General features: G+C 53.1%; 16 protein-coding genes. All 16 read right to left on the reverse strand.

Annotation, left to right across the window (positions count from 1 at the left end; translation table 11 throughout):
- Window position 1: 1 nt before the first annotated feature.
- Window positions 2-442 (reverse strand): stage III sporulation protein AB, encoded by a 441-nt coding sequence (locus ACQGQ5_RS08935; protein WP_455736175.1) that lies wholly within the window; start codon window positions 440-442, stop codon window positions 2-4.
- Window positions 429-1,448, reverse strand: a complete 1,020-nt coding sequence (locus ACQGQ5_RS08940; protein WP_455736176.1) for a stage III sporulation protein AA — start codon at window positions 1,446-1,448, stop codon at window positions 429-431. The genes ACQGQ5_RS08935 and ACQGQ5_RS08940 overlap by 14 nt, the downstream gene beginning before the upstream one ends.
- Before the next feature lie 107 nt (window positions 1,449-1,555).
- Entirely contained in the window at window positions 1,556-3,130 is a 1,575-nt protein-coding gene (locus ACQGQ5_RS08945) for a DUF4153 domain-containing protein (protein WP_455736177.1), read from the reverse strand.
- A gap of 11 nt (window positions 3,131-3,141) precedes the next feature.
- Window positions 3,142-3,351, reverse strand: coding sequence for a helix-turn-helix domain-containing protein (locus ACQGQ5_RS08950; protein WP_038323972.1), 210 nt, complete (start codon window positions 3,349-3,351; stop codon window positions 3,142-3,144).
- Between the two features lie 13 nt (window positions 3,352-3,364).
- On the reverse strand, window positions 3,365-3,811 hold the full coding sequence (locus ACQGQ5_RS08955; protein WP_455736178.1) for a DUF2975 domain-containing protein: 447 nt from the start codon (window positions 3,809-3,811) through the stop codon (window positions 3,365-3,367).
- 189 nt (window positions 3,812-4,000) lie between these two features.
- Window positions 4,001-5,980, reverse strand: coding sequence for an NAD-dependent DNA ligase LigA (gene ligA, locus ACQGQ5_RS08960; protein WP_455736179.1), 1,980 nt, complete (start codon window positions 5,978-5,980; stop codon window positions 4,001-4,003).
- Window positions 5,981-6,014: 34 nt separating this feature from the next.
- The gene (gene yunB / locus ACQGQ5_RS08965) at window positions 6,015-6,662 is read right to left on the reverse strand and encodes a sporulation protein YunB (RefSeq protein WP_455736180.1); all 648 of its coding nucleotides are present in this window, start codon (window positions 6,660-6,662) and stop codon (window positions 6,015-6,017) included.
- Between the two features lie 115 nt (window positions 6,663-6,777).
- Window positions 6,778-8,751, reverse strand: coding sequence for a bifunctional 4-hydroxy-3-methylbut-2-enyl diphosphate reductase/30S ribosomal protein S1 (locus ACQGQ5_RS08970; RefSeq protein WP_455736181.1), 1,974 nt, complete (start codon window positions 8,749-8,751; stop codon window positions 6,778-6,780).
- On the reverse strand, window positions 8,748-9,347 hold the full coding sequence (locus tag ACQGQ5_RS08975; protein ID WP_455736182.1) for a lysophospholipid acyltransferase family protein: 600 nt from the start codon (window positions 9,345-9,347) through the stop codon (window positions 8,748-8,750). Before ACQGQ5_RS08975 ends, ACQGQ5_RS08970 begins: the two co-directional genes overlap by 4 nt.
- Before the next feature lie 4 nt (window positions 9,348-9,351).
- Window positions 9,352-9,987 (reverse strand): lysophospholipid acyltransferase family protein, encoded by a 636-nt coding sequence (locus tag ACQGQ5_RS08980; protein WP_455736183.1) that lies wholly within the window; start codon window positions 9,985-9,987, stop codon window positions 9,352-9,354.
- A gap of 13 nt (window positions 9,988-10,000) precedes the next feature.
- Window positions 10,001-10,675 carry a (d)CMP kinase gene (gene cmk, locus ACQGQ5_RS08985; protein ID WP_455736184.1) on the reverse strand — a complete coding sequence of 225 codons (675 nt, stop codon included), beginning with the start codon at window positions 10,673-10,675 and terminating at the stop codon, window positions 10,001-10,003.
- A complete protein-coding gene (locus ACQGQ5_RS08990) occupies window positions 10,672-11,940 on the reverse strand; it encodes an NAD(P)/FAD-dependent oxidoreductase (protein WP_455736185.1) in 1,269 nt (422 codons plus the stop codon). The genes cmk and ACQGQ5_RS08990 overlap by 4 nt, the downstream gene beginning before the upstream one ends.
- A complete protein-coding gene (locus ACQGQ5_RS08995; RefSeq protein WP_455736186.1) occupies window positions 11,912-12,796 on the reverse strand; it encodes a MurR/RpiR family transcriptional regulator in 885 nt (294 codons plus the stop codon). Before ACQGQ5_RS08995 ends, ACQGQ5_RS08990 begins: the two co-directional genes overlap by 29 nt.
- 153 nt (window positions 12,797-12,949) lie before the next feature.
- Window positions 12,950-13,483 carry a hypothetical protein gene (locus ACQGQ5_RS09000; protein ID WP_455736187.1) on the reverse strand — a complete coding sequence of 178 codons (534 nt, stop codon included), beginning with the start codon at window positions 13,481-13,483 and terminating at the stop codon, window positions 12,950-12,952.
- 22 nt (window positions 13,484-13,505) lie between these two features.
- Window positions 13,506-14,147 (reverse strand): J domain-containing protein, encoded by a 642-nt coding sequence (locus ACQGQ5_RS09005; protein WP_455736188.1) that lies wholly within the window; start codon window positions 14,145-14,147, stop codon window positions 13,506-13,508.
- On the reverse strand, window positions 14,131-15,036 hold the full coding sequence (locus tag ACQGQ5_RS09010) for a DUF5685 family protein (RefSeq protein ID WP_455736189.1): 906 nt from the start codon (window positions 15,034-15,036) through the stop codon (window positions 14,131-14,133). Before ACQGQ5_RS09010 ends, ACQGQ5_RS09005 begins: the two co-directional genes overlap by 17 nt.
- Window positions 15,037-15,133: the final 97 nt, after the last annotated feature.

Genomic DNA, 15,133 nt, shown 5'->3' on the forward strand with positions numbered 1-15,133 from the left:
CTTAACATAGCAGGAGTGCCGCCGCCATTCCGGAAAACACGCCAAACATTTGATACAGCCTTGATTTTCGTTCCTTTTCGCCCCTTGCCTCTTTCAGGTTCTGGGCCGTGAGCTCATAATAGAGAGCGCAGTGCGAAAGCTGCCCGTCGGTATCGCTTACGCCGAAGCCGCTCCCAAAGCCTTTCAGCAATTCCACATCTTTATCGTTAAACCCGCCGCTTTTCGCGCAGCTTTTGACCCCGTCCTGCCACGCGGACAGGAAATCCCCGCTCTTTTGAAAAGAGTCCCCGCACTGCCGCAGAAACTCCAGATCGCCGCCGTGCCTCCGCACGATCTGCTCTACCGGCAGCGCGGAAAAGCGGATTTCCGTCTGTGCACAGGAAACAAAACGCAGAAACCGTTCGAGCTGCTCCACCCGCACGGCAAGCCTATGCGACTCCATATACCCCGCAAGCGCCCCTGCGGCTATCAGAATCAAAGCGCCCGTCAATTTTAGCAAGCAAATCACCAGCCTTGTAAATTCCTTGTATTTTCCCCGGTTCCCTGTGCCCGTTCAGCATGGCCACACAGCCGAAGGCCCCTGTTTTCAAGAGGCGCACCGCCTGTTTTTTCATCATGAACTCCTCGATGCAGCCCGCGTGAATGGAGGAAATCATGCTGACGCCCGCGTTCAGGCTCTGCTCCACCGCGGCAACCTCGTCGTTTCCGCCAAGCTCGTCACAGATAATGAATTCCGGAGAAAGACAGCGGACGGCCTGCATGATTCCTTCCGCCTTGGGGTACCCGTCCAGCACGTCGCAGCAGAAGCCAAGGTCGTTCTGCGGTATCCCCAGACAGATACCGGCCAGTTCCCCGCGTTCGTCGACCACGACCACCTTCCGGATATCCCCGCAGGTGCCGCTGGACAGCTGGCGGGCAATGTCGCGCAGGAGGGTGGTTTTTCCGCTTGCGGGCGGGCCGGCAATGAGCAGTCCGGAAGAAATCTCCTTTTTCAGGGAATGAAAAATTTCGGCGGCCGATCCGGGAATCTCCCGGGAAACGCGGATGTTGATGGAAGAAATATCCCGGATACCGGTAATTTCACCGTTCTGGAACACCGCCGTTCCGCTGATGCCGACCCGGTGCCCCCCGGCCAGCGTGACAAACCCGTTTTTGATCTCATTCTGATGGCTGTAGATCGAATAGCTGCAGATATTCCGGAAGCATTCCTCAATATCTTCCCTGGTGGAAATCATGGCGTCCCTGCCCGGATAGCACGTCAGTCTTCCCGTTTGATTCAAAAAGTAGATTCCGCCCGTACAGCAGACGGAAATCGGTTTGTTGACGCGGAGTCTGATCTCCTGCGCCTGTTTTTTAATGTCGCCGGGCAGAAGCGAAAAATGGCCTGCGATTCTGCCGCAAACCGCTTTTGCCGCCGAGTCGAATCTTGGGTCGCTGTAGTTATCCATATCCCTTGTCCTCTCTTTCAATAACATAGATATGGACAACTTGGCCGTGTTAGAACCAAAAAAATAACTCCGCGGGAGGATTTCCCGCGGAGCCCGATTTCTCTTTTTTATTCCGTTGGAAGGCGGAGAGCCGTCCATTTCTGCAGATTCATCTGCTGAAATTCGATTTTCTGCGGATTCTGGTCCCGCAGAAAAATTTCCAGTTCCTTCTTTAAGAAAGCATCCTTTGTGCTCCGGTACAGCTCCAGCGCGTAAGGCTTTGCCGCATCCGGCGCGCCGTACATCATACCCACGTCGACGGTTTCCAGCGTCCCGTTTTGGTACCGGCCGATATTATACCCGATAATCCTGCCGTCGATATTTGCGTAGCAGAGAATCAGGAAGCTGACGGCGCAGGTCAGTACGATGCCGCGGGCCAGGTTGATCTTTTTAAACCGGGAGACGATAATCAGCACGAAAATCACCGCCAGAACCGCCATGAACCAACTGGTATACACCCGTTTCGGAGTCAGCCCGTAACGGGCGATATACAGAATCATCTTGCTGAGCGCGGAAGCAATCAGCAGAAGAGTCTCCGCTGAAAGGAAAATATGAATGGCCCTCATCAGGCGGAATTCCCCTTCCTCCCTCCGGATCAGTACGGAGGAAAAAGTGATCACGGCAAAGTTGATCGTCGCGACTTTGCAGAGCTCAAAGAACCCCCGCCGGGCAAATTCCGCAAGCGTCAGCCCGCTCTGCCCCCGCCCCGAAAAGGCGCTGAACAGGGAGGCCGTCTGCGCCCCGAAGAAAATCAGGTACAGAATGCACAGGAGCACGGTTCCCGTTACAGCGGCGGCCGTGGGAACGACTCTGCACTTTTCGGAAAATCCGGCGGCTTTCTCAGCCGTAATCGAGTCGGTACGCCTTTTCTGAAGATTGCCGTACAGCATGCCGAACAGATAGCTTCCCGTCAGAAAGGCCGGAAGAAGCCGGAACAGAAAATTGACGATATGGGTTCCCGCGTCGGCGGAAAACTGCTTTACCAAAGCCTGAAACGCCCCGTCCGCCTGCATCAGGAGCGAAAGGACGATCCAGAGAACCGGCAGTGCCGCCAGCGCGCCGCCCAATGAAGCCAGAAGGACCCTGCTTTTCTTGTTTTTCACCGCCGAACGACGGATGATTTTGGATGCGCAGCCGAAATTCAAAAACGGGATTTTGAAAAGCTGATTCACCATATCGGGTATAAAATACGCGCCCAGCCCTTTTTCCATCCGGCCCGAGGTCAGCACCGCGACCCAATAAACCGCGCAGCCCATCAGAAACAGGAGGTTGAGAAATTGCAGAGAGACATTGGTGAACAGGGAAAAATTGACGGACGACAGAACCACCGGAGCCAGCCATAACCAGCTGCTTTTCGGAACGGTTTTCCCGCGGTTTTTCAAGTACAGAAGAACCAACGTACAAAACGCTGCGGTAAAGAGGGTCACGCCCAAGCCAAAGCATTCCGGCGTAATCAGCCAGACAAAAAGATAACCGCACACCAGAAACAACAGCGCAAACAGGGGATCCGCACCGGTAAAAGGGATCGGGATTTCCGGTCTTTTAGCGGCGGGGATTTGACCGTACCCCAGCGTTGAGGGCAAAACAGGCGCACCTGTGGTTACGGGTACCGAAGCGGTCCCGTTTTCTTCAGCGATATTCATAGCAATCTCCTTTATTCCGTATCGGTATATTCCAAAATATCCGCGGGCTGGCACTTCAGCTCACGGCACAAAGCTTCCAGGGTGGAAAAGCGGATTGCCTTCGCCTTATTGTTTTTTAAGATGGATAAATTTGCCGGCGTGATTCCTATCTTTTCCGCAAGATCACCGGAGGTGATTTTCCGCTTCGCCATGACGACGTCTAAATTAATGATAATGGGCATATTTTTCCATCCTTTAAATCGTGAAGTCATTTTCGCTTTTCAGCTCGATCGCCTGCTCAAAGACGTTTTTAATGACGCGGATAATCAGCGCAAAGAAAGCACAGGCCACCGCGACAATAAAAAACGAGGCGTAATAAAAGCCCGAACCAAAAGTGATGACGCCAGCGGCAATACAGCTCCAGGAAATAATCCGCAGCATTTTTGTGTTTTCCGGCACAAAGACGCTGCCCACTCGGATATTTTTCAGCAGGGTATTCAGGCAGTAAAGCAGGATAAACCCCGGCACCGCGCAAAGATAGATGGTGACGCGAAACGGCAGATGCAGCGCCTGTATCGCCGGAGCATCCCCGAAATACCAGCTCACAATCGCGGGCGCGGCGCATACCCCCACCGCCAGCAGGACGGTAAACAGCCTGGTACAGAAAATGGAAAGCGTCAAAGATTTTGAGTTGTTCCACATACAGCAGAATCCCCCTTCTGTTTTCCTTTGTATTATATCACATCAATTATTAATTATCAATATTATTTTATTGTTTATCAATATATTATATTCGTTCTACGATATTCTATTCTCCACGTCCAGGAGACGCAAAACGCCGCGGAACACAAAACGTGCTCCGCGGCGTTCAAAACATTCTATAAAAAGTCACTATTGAATCATCTCATTGAATTCCTCTTCGGAAATGACCGTTATTCCCAGCTGCCGCGCCTTTGTCAGCTTGCTGCCGGCGTCTTCTCCCGCCAATACATAATCGGTCTTTTTGGAAACGCTGCCGGACACCTTCCCGCCCATCTTTTCTATGACGGCGCCCGCCTGCGTCCGGGTCAGGGTCGGGAGCGTTCCCGTCAGCACAAAGGTCTTGCCGTAAAAGCGGTTGTCGTCCACCACTGTTTTACAGAGCATGTTGACTCCCGCGTCGCGCAGCCGGCCGATCAGATGCGCCGTATTGTCCAGCGCAAAAAACTGAACGGCGCTGTCCGCCATTACCCCGCCAAAGCCGTCGATCGCGGCGATTTCTTCCGCCGTAGCATGAAAGATCGCGTCCATATTCCGAAAACAGGAGGAAAGCAGTTTGGCGGCCTTCAGACCGATATGGGGAATTCCAAACGCATAAACCAGCCGGTAAAGGTCGTTTTCCTTCGACCTCTCAATTGCGTCGATCAGATTCTGAGACGATTTTTCGCCCTTGCGTTCCAGAGAAACGATCTGGTCGTGACGCAGGGTATATAAATCCGCGGGAGAGGAAAGCAGTCCCTGCTGAATCAGCTGTTCAAGCACCGCCGGGCCAAGTCCTTCGATATCCATGGCATCGCGGCTGGAAAAATGGATCATATGGCGCAAAAGCTGCGCCGGACACTCGGGATTGGTGCAGCGCGTAGCCGCCTCCCCCTCCTCGCGCGCCACCCTGACCCCGCAGGACGGACATACCTCGGGCATGACGTACGGTTCGGAATCCTGCATATGCGATACAACGGAAACAACTTCCGGAATGATTTCCCCGGCTTTTCTCAGGATGACGGTATCACCGATACGGATATCCTTTTCATGGATAAAGTCTTCATTGTGAAGCGTGGCGCGGCTTACCGTCGTTCCCGCCAGCGTGACCGGCTCAAAAACGCCCGTCGGGGTCAGGACGCCGGTACGCCCGACGTTGATTTCAATACTGAGCAGTCTGGTTTCCTTTTCCTCCGGCGGATACTTGAACGCTTCCGCCCATTTGGGGAATTTTGAGGTGCTCCCCAAAACATCGCGCTGAGCAAAGGAATTGACCTTGATGACGGCGCCGTCGATGGAATAGTCCAGCGAGCCGCGCAGCTCCCCGATCCGGTTGACCTCGGCTATGGCCTCCTCCACCGTGGAACAGGCCGTAAAAAAGGGCGGTACGGCAAAGCCCAGCTCTTTTAAAAAGTTCAGGGCGTCGTCATGGTTGCGAAGCTCCTCCCCCGCCAGCTGCTGCACATTGAACACAAAAATGTCCAGAGTGCGGGAAGCGGTAACCCTTGAATCCTTCTGCCGGAGGGAGCCCGCCGCGGCATTGCGCGGATTTTTAAAGGGCTTTTCATCGTTCAGCTCCTGACGCTCGGAAAGGCGGAAAAAGCTCTCGTGCGACATATATACCTCGCCGCGCACTTCCAGAAACGGCAGCGGCCGGGTCAGCTGTTTCGGTACGGTGCGGATGGTCCTGAGATTATCCGTTACATCCTCTCCAACCGCGCCGTCTCCGCGGGTGGAGCCCCTGACAAACCGGCCGTCGCGGTACTCCAGCGAAACGGAAAGCCCGTCGAATTTCGGCTCGACAATGTAGACCGGGTTGTCTACGGCAGCACGCACCCTGCGGTCAAAATCGACCAGCTCCTGCTCGGAAAAGGAATCGTGCAGGCTCTCCATGGGAACGGTGTGCACAACGGGCTGAAACTTATTCAGGACCTCCGCACCGACCTTCTGCGTGGGAGAATCGGGAGTGACCAGCTCCGGAAACTGCTCCTCAAGCTGCTGCAGACGGCGGTACATCATATCGTACTCATAGTCGTCGATCTCCGGCGCGTCCTCCGTATAGTACTTTTTATTATGATATTCGATTTGCTTCCTCAGTTCCTTCAGCTGCTTTTTCGCTTCTTTAACATCCATGAAAATCAACCCTCTCGCTACTAATAATAGCAGATTAATTTATGTTTGCAACTACCTGCGGCACATCGCCTACAATGATTGTTTCCGCAACGGGGACATTGGTGTCCACTTCCGTAGTGGTATCAAAACCCGGCAGAAAAGAATACACACTGGTGTGTATATTCAGAACGATCTGATGCTTCGTCTGGTTGATTCCGGCGGTCTCAAAGGAGCTTTTGAAGTCCGCGTTCACGTTTCCGGAAAGCGTCAGCCTGAGCGGTACCTCCGGGCCCCAGCCGTGAAGCAATTCATTCCCTGTAAGCGTCCCCAAGGGGACGCCCGTATCCATATGGCCGTCGTCGCCGATTTTCTTTTGCACATTGGCAATAATGGCGGATTTCAGCTGATTCATCTTTATCATCTGCGTTGTAATCGCCAATATTTTGCCCGAACTGTCCCGTTCCACCGATACCAGATCCTGATAGGTTACCCCGTTTTGGGCCAGTTCTTCGGTCACGGCGTCATTGATGGTATCGATGGACTGAATGCGGGCCTGATTGGTCGTAATCGATTTGATGATGGGACGGAAGTGGGAATCAATTAATATTATAAACCCCAGGCAAAAAATTATGACAATCAGCGATTTCCAGTAAATCCGCGTATGTATATGGTTACCGGATCCGAACCTGTGCCACCTTCTCATAGCAACACCTCCCAAGTCTTCTACCCTCATAATACTCGGAAGGAATCAAAATGTGAAAAGACAGCAAAAAAGCGCAAAGAAACCTGAGTTCCTTTGCGCCGTTTACGATCGAAAATTATTCGGCAGGTGCTTCTTCCGCAGCCTGCTCAACAGGTTCGAGCAAAGCTCTGATCGAAAGGCTGACACGCTTTTTGTCAAAATCGATCTCGGTGATTTTGGCTTTTACAACGTCGTTGACCTTCAAAACATCCTGCGGCTTTTCGATTCTGTGATCGGCGATTTGAGAGATATGTATCAAACCGTCGATACCAGGAATAATTCTTGCGAAAGCGCCGAAAGCGGTCATGCCGACAATCGTAACATCGCAGACTGTACCCACAGGATAGTCACGCTTGAGAATTTCCCACGGATTGTCCTCCGCACGCTTGTAGCCAAGGGAAATCTTACCCTTTTCCTGATCGAGACCCTTGATATAAACCTGAACCGTATCGCCGACATTGACGACCTCGGAAGGATGCTTGATCCTGCCCCAAGAGAGCTCGGAAATATGGATCATTCCGTCAATGCCGCCCAGATCGACAAACGCGCCGTAAGCGGTCAGAGACTTGACAACACCGGTATATTCCTTGCCTTCCTCCGCGGTTTCCCAGAACTTTTCCGCCTGTGCTTTTCTCTCGTCCTTCAGTACGGAACGGATGGAGCCGACGGCGCGTCTGCGGCCGCGGTTAACTTCGATAATACGGAACTTGACTTCTTTCTTCAGCAGGTCCTCCAGCGGATCGCCGCGGGAAGCGGTAGCCTGAGAAGCGGGGATAAACACGCGTACGCCGTTTGTGACGGCGATGACGCCGCCCTTGATGACCTCGGTGACAACGCCGGTCAGAACAGCTTCGCTTTCCTCAGCTGCGGTAACGGCTTCCCAGCCCTTCGCGGCATCCAGGCGCTTCTTGGAAAGCATGATGGTTCCTTCCTGGTCGTTGGTGCGCATGATGAGAAGATCCATCTCATCGCCTACCTTAACAAGGTCCTCGGGCCGTACGTTGGGGTCGGCGGAAAGCTCCGCGGCAGGAATAAAACCGGCCTGCTTTCTGCCTACGTCGACATAAACTTCGCTGGGAGTAATGCCGACAACTACACCGTGTACCTTTTCATCTGTATTTAAATTCTTTAGGGATTCCTCGAGCATTTCCTCGAAGTTTCCCTCGGCATTATTCTCCATTAAATTTTGACCAGCACCCTCATTGATTTCTGACATGGTATCAAGTACCTCCTTTATAATGCTTGCCGGCGTTGAAGCACCGGCAGTAATGCCAATACATTCGGATTCTTTTAGAACCGACAGCGGCAGCTCGTCCGCTGTTTCTATCAGATAGGTGGTGCAGTTTTTCATGCACACATCACGAAGTTTTGCTGTATTGGAACTTTCCCTGCCGCCGATCACAATCATCGCGTCGCACTGTCTGGACAGAAACTCCGCTTCCGATTGACGCTTAGCAGTCGCATTACATATTGTATCAAAAATTGTTGCATTTGTATATACCCTTTTTAGCATTTCCAAACAATTTTCCCATTCAGAGACGCTGAAAGTCGTCTGAGCAACCACACAGGGAGAATCTTCCTGTACAGCCGGAAAACGTTCCAAAATATTTTGCAGCTCCCCGGCGTTTTTAAAAACATGACATTTTCCCGTGCAGTGCCCCCGGATACCCTCCACTTCCGGATGGTGGGCGTCGCCGGCAATCAGCACCGTTTTTCCCTCGGCGGAAGCTTTTGAAACAATATTGTGTATTTTGGCGACAAAAGGACAGGTTGCGTCCACAAAATCGGCCTTTTTCTCAAGCAGGCTGTCATAAACCGCCTTCGGCACTCCGTGGGAGCGGATGACCATGGTCGAATCCGGAGGCGCCTGATCGGGCGATTCCACGATCGTCACGCCGCGCGAGGCAAGCTGTTCCAAAGTCTGCGGATTGTGAATAATCGGGCCCAGCGTACAGACCTTCTTTCCCTGATCCAAAAGCCCATTGACCATTTCCACTGCCCTGTTCACGCCGAAACAGAAGCCAGCGGAACGGGCGACGATGATTTTCAATATTTTTCCTCCAGCATGTTGTTGATTTTTTCCGCGATCATTCCCGCCGCCGCGCGGAGGGAAACGGACGAACGGTCCCTCAGCCCCAGCTCCTCAAAGGGAATCGGTTCGCCGAAACGGACGGTCACCCGGCGAAACGGCCTGATGACGCCGGCGCAGTAAATGGATACCGGCAGTACGGGCGCCTGCGCCTTATAGGCAAGCATCGCCACCCCGGCTTTCGGCCGGAACGGCGCGTTGTCAAAGACACATTTCCCCTGCGGAAAAATCCCCAGAATCCCGCCGTCGTGCAGGATGCGCAGAGCGGTCTTCATGGACTGCGCGTCGGCGCTTTCCCTTACAACCGGAAACGCGCCCATGCGGTACAGCCACCAGCACGCCAGCTTTCCGTGATTTTCAAAGAGTTCGGACTTCGCCATATAACGGACCTGCCGTCTGAAAGGCGCCGCAAGAAAAAGCGGGTCGATCACCGATTTGTGGTTGCTGCAGACAATCAGCTTTCCGCTGCCGGGAATATTTTCAACTCCCCTGTACTGTACCCGGTAAATGAGCCGGGCCAGCGGGGCAGCCAGACGAAGACAGAAAAAATACAGCATTCTTTCAGACCCCTGCGGCAAGAAAAGTGTCCAGGTCCCGCTCGCGAAGCTCGGCTATTCTCCCCATCACAAAACGGGAGGCATTGCGGTATTCGCTGCCGGAGCCGTTTTCAATGCCGAGCTCGTCCGGCTGGATCAGCTTCCCGTACGATACCATGCATTTGTGGAACATTTTCGGCAGCCCGCCGTCCTTCGCGGTAATGCAGCACGGCAGAATCGGGGTGTTGTATTTATGGGCAAGCATCACCGCGCCCGCCTTCGGCTGAAGAAACTCCCCCGTTTTGGAGCGCGTCCCCTCAATAAAGACGCCCAGCGCCTGCTCGTTTTCAAGCAGCTCTCCCGCCCGGTTGATCGCTGTTCTATCGCCTCTTCCCCTTTGTACGGGGAAAGCTCCGAGCGAAGAAAGCAGCAGACCCAACGCTTTGTTCTCAAACAATTCCGCTTTGGACATGAAAAAAATCTGACGCTGCTGCGTGAAAGCCAGCCGGACCGGGTCCGACAGGCTGACATGGTTGCAGCAAACAATCACCCTGCCGTATTCCGGCATATTTTCCCTGTTATTCACCCGATAGGGAATAAAATATTTCAGAAAGCCCTGAACAAAAATCTTGCCAAAATTATAAAGCGGCGTACGTTTCATAGTCTCACCAGTTTCATTTATGATATTGCAGATTTTCTTTAATAATTGCAACCAGCTGTTTCACCGACTGCTCCAGCGTATTGCCCGTAGTGTCCACGATCACGGCGGCTGCAGCGGGGACAAGGGGCGCGACGGCGCGGTGCGAATCGTTGTAGTCCCGCGTTTTCAGATCGCTCAGCACGTCGTCATAATCCACGCGCTCACCCTTTTTTATCATTTGCTCATATCTTCTTCGGGCCCGCTCCTCCGGAGAAGCAGTCAGAAAAATTTTGACCTGCGCGTCCGGCAGCACGACCGTTCCGATATCGCGGCCGTCCATCACCACATCATTGTTCCTTGCGATATCCTTTTGCAGGGAAAATAAGAAATCCCTGACGGCGGGAATCGCCGAAACATTGGACGCCGCCATGGAAACCTCCGCGGTGCGGATCGCGCCGGAAACGTCTTCTCCGCAAAGGATCACCTTCTGCTCTCCGTTTTGAAAGGTAAGCGTAAGCTGAACCCGCCGGAGCAGCGGAGTCACGGCGCGGGCGTCCGACGCGTCCACTCCCTGTTGCAGCATAAAAAGCCCGACGGCACGGTAAAGCGCGCCGGTATCTACGTAAATAAAGCCGATTTCCCTGGCCGCACGGCGGGCGATCGTGCTCTTTCCCGCTCCGGCAGGCCCGTCAATGGCAACTGCGGTCATTCGTTTTCCTCCTGCCTTTTCAGTGAATTCGCCGCAAGGCGGCCGGTGCAAAAAGCGATCTGCAGATTGAAGCCCCCGGTGTACGCATCCACATCGAGCACTTCCCCGGCGAAATAAAGTCCCCTGACCAGCTTTGATTCCATGGTTTTGGGATTGATTTCCGAGGTTTTCACTCCGCCGGAAGTGACAATGGCCTCCTCGATCGGCCGGAACCCCGAAATGGAAATTTCAAAGGACTTCAGCAGATCCGCAAAAGCCCTGCGCATTTCCCTGGTGATCTGGTTGCATTTTGTTTCAGCGGGAATCCCGGATTTCTCTACGACGACGGGAATCATTTTGCTGGGCAGCAGCGCCGACAGCGAGTTTGAAAAGTCCTTGTTATGGTTCAATTCAAAATCGCGCTGAATCCGGGCGTCAAGCTGTTCCGGAGAAAGCGCCGGCTTCAGGTCGATCGAAACGCGGTAGCGCCCCGGCGACATCTCCCCCATATGGGCGCTCGCGCTCAGGATCATGGGACCGGAAACGCCGAAATGCGTAAAGAGCATTTCCCCGAAATCCTCGTAGATGTTTTTTTTCTTTACCGTATCCCACACCTTTACGGCGACATTTTTCAAAGAAAGCCCCATCATTCTGCGGCACTCTTCGCCGTAAGCGGTCAGCGGAACCAGAGAAGGACGCAGCTGAGTCACCGTATGCCCGGCCTGTCTGGCAAGGCGGTAGCCGTCGCCGGTGGAACCGGTCCCGGGATAGGAAACGCCGCCGCAGCAAACGATAACGGAATTGGCCGGGATCCGGGAACCGTTCTGCAATTCCGCGCCGAAAACCATATGGTCCTTTAAAATTAACCTTTTTACCTCGCCGGTGATGAGATCCGCCCCACTGTCCCTGACAAACCCGGCCAGCTTATCGACTACGTCGGCCGCTTTGTCCGACTGGGGGAATACCCGGTTCCCCCGTTCCGTTTTGACCGGCAGGCCCAGCTCCCCGAAAAAGCGGATGGTGTCCTGCGGGGAAAAGCGGCTGGCGGCGCTGTAAAGAAACCGTCCGTTTGACGGAACGGAAGCGATGAAGGTCTGCACGTCGCAGTTGTTGGTGAGATTGCATCTGCCCTTTCCCGTAATCATCAGCTTCCGGCCGGGGCGGGTGTTTTTCTCGACCAGGCAGACGCGCAGCCCGTTGCCCGCGGCAGTCCCGGCGGCCATCAGGCCCGCGGCTCCGCCGCCGATGATCAGCGCGTCATAAGGCCGGTTCAATGGATTTATCATCTACCTTTTCATACACTCCGTATTCATCCCAAATATCTTCCAGACGCTTAAACACCTGAGAAACCTCTTCGGACTTCTTCAGCGTGGTCGTGACGATCAGCGCGTTGATCAGGCTGAGCGGCGCCACCAGCGAATCCACAATGGACGCGATGTCGCTGCGGGCAAGCAGAAGGTTATCCGCTTCCATTGCCAGAGGGGACAGCGCGCTGTCCGTAATGGCGACGACCGTAGCGCCCCGTTTGTGGGCAAAGTTCAGCGCTTTGACCGCCTTTTTGGAGTACCGCGGGAAGCTGATGCCGATCACAACATCCCGCTCGTCCACGCGGATCATCTGCTCAAAAATCTCACCTTCGCTGGTAGACTGCACCAGAAGGACGTTTTCAAAAATCAGATTGAAATAATAGGATAAAAAGGTGGCCAGAGCCAAAGAGCTTCTCGCCCCTAAAATGTAAATTTTGCGCGCCTTGACAATGGCGTCCACCGAACGGTAGAAGTCTTCGTGCGGCGTTTCTTCCATGGTTCTGCGGATAATATCGATGTCCTGATTAAAAACGGAATCAAGGATATCGTTGTTGCCGATGCGGCTCGCCGTTACTTCCATTCTCTGTACGGAGGTAAGCTTGTTGCGGATCATCTCCTGCATGGCCTGCTGAAGCTCCGGGTACCCGGTGTAGCCTATTTCCGTCGCGAAACGGACGACCGTCGACTCGCTGACACCGACGGTGGCGCCCAGCTTGGAAGCGGTCATAAACGCCACCTTGTCGTAGTGTTCCTCAATATATTTTGCAATCAGCTTTTGCCCTTTTGAAAAGTCGCCCATCCTGTTTCTTATTCTGACGGCTAACAAATTATTCATTCTACCAACTCCTGTTATCCATATTAATTCGAAACGGCATAAAAATCAAGTGCCTTTCTATGTTTTTGCAGGAAGGAATTCCCCGCGATTCATTTTCTGCCTTTCGCAAAAAAAATTCCCCTTTACAGGGGTAGTATTAGCATTAGCCCTCTCTTATTTCAGCCATTTGCCGACAAACCGGTGAAATCTCTGAAAATACAGCGCAACGAGGGAGGAAATCGCGTAATCGTACACGGCGAACACGAAATTGCCGGCAGCCAGAAAGGCCCACGGAAGATAGATCCCGAAAACGGTAAAGCTGTCCTCCGGTACGCCGAGCACCCGGATGCTGAGAAAAAATCCCAGGATCATCGCGGCATTAAAAACCGCAAACTTCAGGAAATAAGACAAAGCACGGCGGTGCAGCCCCTCAATCTGGGCTTTCAGAATCGGGTAATAGCCGAAAAAAACGACGAACAGCAGAGCCGCCTCTTTATCTCCCGCAAGCAGAAGAGAAAGAACCGACGACGCGAGATAGACAGGCCACGCCCAGCCCACGCCCAGCTCAACGACGACCACGATCAGCAAAATGCCGGCAAAAGCGGGCAAAGCATAGGTTCCGATGGAAACCAGTCCGGTCAAAAACATCGTCACGGTGCAAAGCGCCGTGATAACTCCGCAAAAGGCCAAACGAATCGTTCTGCTCAAGTCGATTCCTCCCCGAACAAAATCAGCAGCAGGGAATCAAATCTCCGCCCATACATTCGCAGCAGCAGTCGGTACAGATCAAGGAAGAGCAGATATCGCACCCGCTGCAGCTGCCGGTGCGCGGCACACTGGGGTTGTACCCTCCATACACGCCGTTGCGCTGATTGGTAACCTGGTTCATAGCGGCGCGGTATTCGCCGTTGTAGGGGTCCATCTGGCAGGCCCTGGAAAAATGATTGTAGGCCTCTTCCAGCCATCCCCTTTTGTACAGCACGGTACCCTTTAAAAAATACCATTCGGCATTCCTGCTTTCCGACGGAACGCCGTTCAGAATCTGTTCCGCGTCCGCAATACGGCCCAACATAATCAGATTCCGCACGTCATTGAAGCCGGAGGAATAAGAATTCCCGTAGCTCTGGCCGGGATAGCCCGTATTCGGCGCCGTATACCCGGCGTAGCCGCCGTTTTTCTGCTGTTTTCTTTGTGCGACAACCGTATCGTAAGCCTCGTTAATTTCTTTCATCTTTTCACCGGCAAGGTCGGCGATCGGACTTCCGGAGTAATTATCGGGGTGATATTTTTTGGCAAGTTCGCGGTAAGCGGTTTTTATCTCGTCGTCTGTCGCGTTTGGAGATACTCCCAATACCTTATAAGGATCTGACATGCGCTTTCTCCTTCTTAAATAGTAATTCTTTTTGTATTTCCGGCAAACCTTTCAAAACGACATTCTGAACGATCTCGCCAAAATGATCCAAATCCAAAATATTCAAAGCGGCCGTCAGTTGGGAAAGCGTCAGGTTCAGAACCTCGTTTGCATAGCTTTTCGCCTTTTCCAGTTCCTCCGGGCTGCTGGCCTCATTCAAGCCGCATCGGATAATAAACGGATTGAACGACGCTGTTTTCAGATCCTTTTCCATATCGTCCGCGGCGTCCATAATATATACCCAGCGGCCTAAAAAATAACCAAACTGCCGCAAAATCCGTACTTTGGGAGCATCGGGCCCCTCGTCCTCCCCGGCAGAAGCCTCAAAAACCTGCCGCAGCATCTTCGCCGTAGGCTCCGCGCAGGAATCAAGGCACGGGTCGGGCGACTGCTCCGCGGCCTTCTGTTCTTCCACGGAAGCCGAAACAATTGCGTCCAGCCGGGGAAAATCGGCGGCGGCTTTTCTGTGCGCCCGCGCCGCGAGAAGCAGCAGGGCATACGCGCGAAGCTTTCCCCAGAAGCGGGAATCCGCAATATCGTCCCGGATTTTATAGTAAGTCATAATGACGGAAAGGGCTGAAGCAGAGACGAATTCCGGTTCCCCCGAACTGCAGAAGGAGCATTTTTTCAGCGGATTGACAACGCAGCGGCCGCTTTGAAAGCCGGGACACTCCGGACGAAACGCAAGCAGCATCAGTGCATAGAAAGTGCAGTCATAGCTTAAAGTAAGACGCGACACGATTCCGTAGCTTTTGCCCAGCTGACGGCACAGGGAACAGTATACCCCCTTGTACTGTTCATACTCACGGACAAGCAGCTCCGATTTTTGCGGTCTTACGTAACCAAACACAGAATCATCCTTATAATCATAGCATATTTTAAAGTATTCGTATATTATTTTACTATATCTGACACCATAATTTAATGAACGATATGTAAATTTTATA

Source organism: Caproiciproducens sp. (assembly GCF_053840905.1).

Bases quoted from the DNA above. Each gene is read 5' to 3' on its own strand.
- ACQGQ5_RS08940 (WP_455736176.1), bottom strand. From the start codon at position 1,448: ATGGATAACTACAGCGACCCAAGATTCGACTCGGCGGCAAAAGCGGTT.
- ACQGQ5_RS08950 (WP_038323972.1), bottom strand. From the start codon at position 3,351: ATGCCCATTATCATTAATTTAGACGTCGTCATGGCGAAGCGGAAAATC.
- cmk (WP_455736184.1), bottom strand. From the start codon at position 10,675: ATGACCGCAGTTGCCATTGACGGGCCTGCCGGAGCGGGAAAGAGCACG.
- ACQGQ5_RS08995 (WP_455736186.1), bottom strand. From the start codon at position 12,796: ATGAATAATTTGTTAGCCGTCAGAATAAGAAACAGGATGGGCGACTTT.
- ACQGQ5_RS08945 (WP_455736177.1), bottom strand. From the start codon at position 3,130: ATGAATATCGCTGAAGAAAACGGGACCGCTTCGGTACCCGTAACCACA.
- ACQGQ5_RS08975 (WP_455736182.1), bottom strand. From the start codon at position 9,347: ATGCTGTATTTTTTCTGTCTTCGTCTGGCTGCCCCGCTGGCCCGGCTC.
- yunB (WP_455736180.1), bottom strand. From the start codon at position 6,662: ATGAGAAGGTGGCACAGGTTCGGATCCGGTAACCATATACATACGCGG.
- ACQGQ5_RS08990 (WP_455736185.1), bottom strand. From the start codon at position 11,940: ATGATAAATCCATTGAACCGGCCTTATGACGCGCTGATCATCGGCGGC.
- ligA (WP_455736179.1), bottom strand. From the start codon at position 5,980: ATGGATGTTAAAGAAGCGAAAAAGCAGCTGAAGGAACTGAGGAAGCAA.
- ACQGQ5_RS09005 (WP_455736188.1), bottom strand. From the start codon at position 14,147: ATGTCAGATCCTTATAAGGTATTGGGAGTATCTCCAAACGCGACAGAC.
- ACQGQ5_RS08935 (WP_455736175.1), bottom strand. From the start codon at position 442: ATGGAGTCGCATAGGCTTGCCGTGCGGGTGGAGCAGCTCGAACGGTTT.
- ACQGQ5_RS08955 (WP_455736178.1), bottom strand. From the start codon at position 3,811: ATGTGGAACAACTCAAAATCTTTGACGCTTTCCATTTTCTGTACCAGG.
- ACQGQ5_RS08980 (WP_455736183.1), bottom strand. From the start codon at position 9,987: ATGAAACGTACGCCGCTTTATAATTTTGGCAAGATTTTTGTTCAGGGC.